The sequence below is a fragment of the Caballeronia sp. genome (assembly GCF_028292365.1).
GTDB lineage: Bacteria > Pseudomonadota > Gammaproteobacteria > Burkholderiales > Burkholderiaceae > Caballeronia.
The window spans coordinates 1-3,222 of sequence record NZ_JAQGMM010000006.1; the positions used below are offsets into that span (position 1 = coordinate 1).

Annotated in this window: 1 protein-coding gene and 1 pseudogene; both read left to right on the top strand. The window is 63.9% G+C overall.

All coding sequences use genetic code 11. The features are described 5' to 3' along the window. Window positions 1–1,677: phosphoenolpyruvate--protein phosphotransferase (gene ptsP / locus JWR14_RS00245; RefSeq protein WP_299699368.1), on the top strand; the 1,677-nt coding region annotated here is incomplete at its 5' end. Window positions 1,678–1,794: 117 nt separating this feature from the next. Beyond that, window positions 1,795–3,222 (top strand): annotated as a pseudogene (gene nagE / locus JWR14_RS00250) (N-acetylglucosamine-specific PTS transporter subunit IIBC); the annotation flags it as partial.

Below are 3,222 nucleotides of genomic sequence, written 5' to 3' on the forward strand. Positions count from 1 at the left end.
TGTGCATCGCCGGGCATTGCGGTCGGCAAGCTCGTGCGCTGGGACGACAACGACATCGCGCCGCCCGAGCAGGCAACCGGTACATCGGCCACGGAAAGCCGCTTGCTGGACAAGGCCATTGCGACCATCGACGCAGAACTCGATGAAACCGTCCGTACTGCATCGCAACGCGGCGCGGTCGGCGAGGCGGGGATTTTCGCGGTGCATCGCGTATTGCTGGAAGACCCTACGCTACTCGATGCCGCGCGCGATCTGATCAGCCTCGGCAAGAGCGCCGGCTTCGCATGGCGTGAAGCAATTCGCGCGCAGATCGTGTTGCTGTCGAATATTGAAGACACGTTGCTGGCTGAACGTGCTGCTGATCTCCGCGATATCGAAAAGCGCGTGCTGCGCGCGCTCGGTTATACGAACACGGCGGCGCGCGAATTGCCCGACGAAGCCGTGCTCGCCGCCGATGAATTCACGCCCTCCGACTTGTCGTCGCTTGATCGCACGCGCGTCACGGCGTTGGTGATGGCACGCGGCGGCGCGACATCGCATGCGGCGATCATCGCGCGCCAGATCGGCATTCCGGCATTGGTCGCCGTGGGCGACGCATTGCACGCGATTCCCGAGGGCACGCAAGTCGTGGTCGATGCATCCGCCGGTCGCCTGGAACACGCCCCGACCGCACTCGATGTGGAACGCGCGCGCCTCGAGCGCCAGCGTCTCGCGGGCGTGCGTGAAGTGAACCGCCGCACATCGCAGGAAGCAGCCACGACACGTGACGGCCGCACGATCGAAGTGGCGGCGAACATCGCGACACTTGATGACGCTAAAACTGCCGTCGATAACGGCGCCGATGCGGTCGGCCTCCTGCGCACCGAACTGCTGTTCATCCATCGCCAGTCCGCCCCTACGGCGGCTGAACATGCGGAAAGCTATCAATCGATTGTCGGCGCATTGAACGGGCGTACGGCGATCATCCGCACGCTCGACGTGGGCGCCGACAAGGAGGTCGATTACCTCACGCTGCCGCCTGAAACGAATCCGGCGCTGGGCTTGCGCGGCATCCGCCTGGCGCAGGTGCGCCCGGATCTCCTCGACGACCAGTTGCGTGGCCTGCTCGCGGTGAAACCGTTCGGCACGGTGCGCATCCTTCTGCCCATGGTCACCGACTCCGGCGAACTCGTGCGTCTGAGAAAGCGCATCGATGAACTCGCAGCGGAAATTGGCCGGACCGATCCCATTCAGGTGGGTGTGATGATCGAAGTGCCGTCGGCGGCGCTGCTGGCCGATCAGCTCGCTCAACACGCGGATTTCCTGTCTATCGGCACGAACGATCTCACGCAATACACGCTCGCGATGGACCGTTGCCAAGCCGATCTCGCAGCACAAGCCGATGGTTTGCATCCGGCCGTGCTGCGCCTTATCAAGCAAGCGACAGATGGCGCTGCAAAGCACGGCAAATGGGTCGGCGTATGCGGCGCGCTGGCCGGCGACCCGGTCGCCGTGCCCTTGCTCGTAGGCCTTGGCGTAACGGAATTATCGGTGGACCCGGTTTCGGTTCCCGGCATCAAGGCGCTCGTGCGCAAACTCGATTACCCACTGTGCCGTCAGCGCGCTGAGGACGCCTTGGCGCTCGAATCAGCACAGGCAGTAAGAGCAGCAAGCCGCGAAATCTGGCCGCTGGACTAACACGTCCGTCCGGCAGCCGGCCTTCGCGTTTATCACGTTTATTAGTAAAAAAGCTTCGATCGACAACATGTTGTACCAACACGATCAACGACAAGACACTTATCTCTGGAGAACCTGATGGACGCCAACCTGTTTGCAAGAATGCAGCGACTCGGCCGCGCGCTGATGCTGCCGATTGCCGTGCTACCGGTGGCCGGGCTGCTATTGCGCCTCGGCCAGCCGGATGTCTTCAACATCAAGATGATCGCCGACGCTGGCGACACGATCTTTACAAACCTGCCACTCTTGTTCGCCATCGGCGTGGCGGTTGGTTTTGCGAAGGACAATAACGGTACGGCCGGTCTGGCGGGTGCGATCGGTTACCTGATCGAAATCGCGGTGATGAAGGACATCAACGACAAGCTCAACATGGGCGTGCTGTCGGGGATTCTTGCAGGTTGCGTGGCCGGGTATCTCTACAACAAGTACAAAGACATCAAGCTCCCCGAGTACCTCGCGTTCTTCGGAGGGAAACGCTTCGTGCCGATTGTCACGGGGGTGACCTGTCTGGTGCTCGGCATCATACTTGGCTATGTCTGGGCACCGGTCCAGGCCGCGATTGATGCAGCGGGCGGCTGGCTGACGGGCGCAGGCGCACTCGGCGTGTTCGTGTTCGGCGTGCTGAACCGGATCCTGCTGGTGACGGGTCTGCACCACATCATCAACTCGCTTGCATGGTTCGTGTTCGGCTCGTACACGCCCACGGGCGGCGGCGCGGCGGTAACGGGCGACTTGCATCGTTTCTTTGCCGGCGATAAAACCGCGGGCGGCTTCATGACGGGTTTCTTCCCGGTCATGATGTTCGGCTTGCCGGCAGCGTGCCTGGCCATGTTCCATGAAGCACCGAAGGAACGTCGCGCAATGGTCGGCGGCTTGCTCTTCTCGATGGCGCTGACCGCGTTCCTGACGGGCGTGACCGAGCCGATCGAATACACCTTCATGTTCCTCGCGCCGGCGCTGTACGCGATCCACGCGGTGCTGACGGGTCTGTCGCTCGCCATTTGCTCGGCGTTGGGCATTCACCTCGGCTTCACGTTCTCGGCTGGGGCGATCGACTATGTGCTGAACTACGGTCTCTCGCAGCGCGGCTGGCTGGCGATTCCGGTGGGCCTGGTCTACGGTCTGGTCTATTACGGCCTGTTCCGTTTCTTCATCCTGAAGTTCGACCTGAAGACCCCGGGCCGCGAGCCGGCCGAAGAGCTGGCCCTTGAGACCGCCGCGCACGGCGCCGGCGGGCCCCATGGCGACGGGCGAGGCGCCGATTTCGTGGCGGCCCTGGGCGGGGCGGGCAACCTGATCACGGTCGACGCCTGCACCACCCGCCTGCGCCTCATCGTGGTGGACCAGGGCGCGGTCAACGCCCCGGCGCTCTAGGCCCTGGGCGCGCGGGGCGTCGTCAGGCCGTCGGACAAGGCCCTGCAGGTCGTGCTCGGTCCCGTGGCCGACCAGGTGGCCGGCGAGATCCGCGCGGCCCTGGCCGGTGGGGCGCCGGTCGGGCCGGTGGTC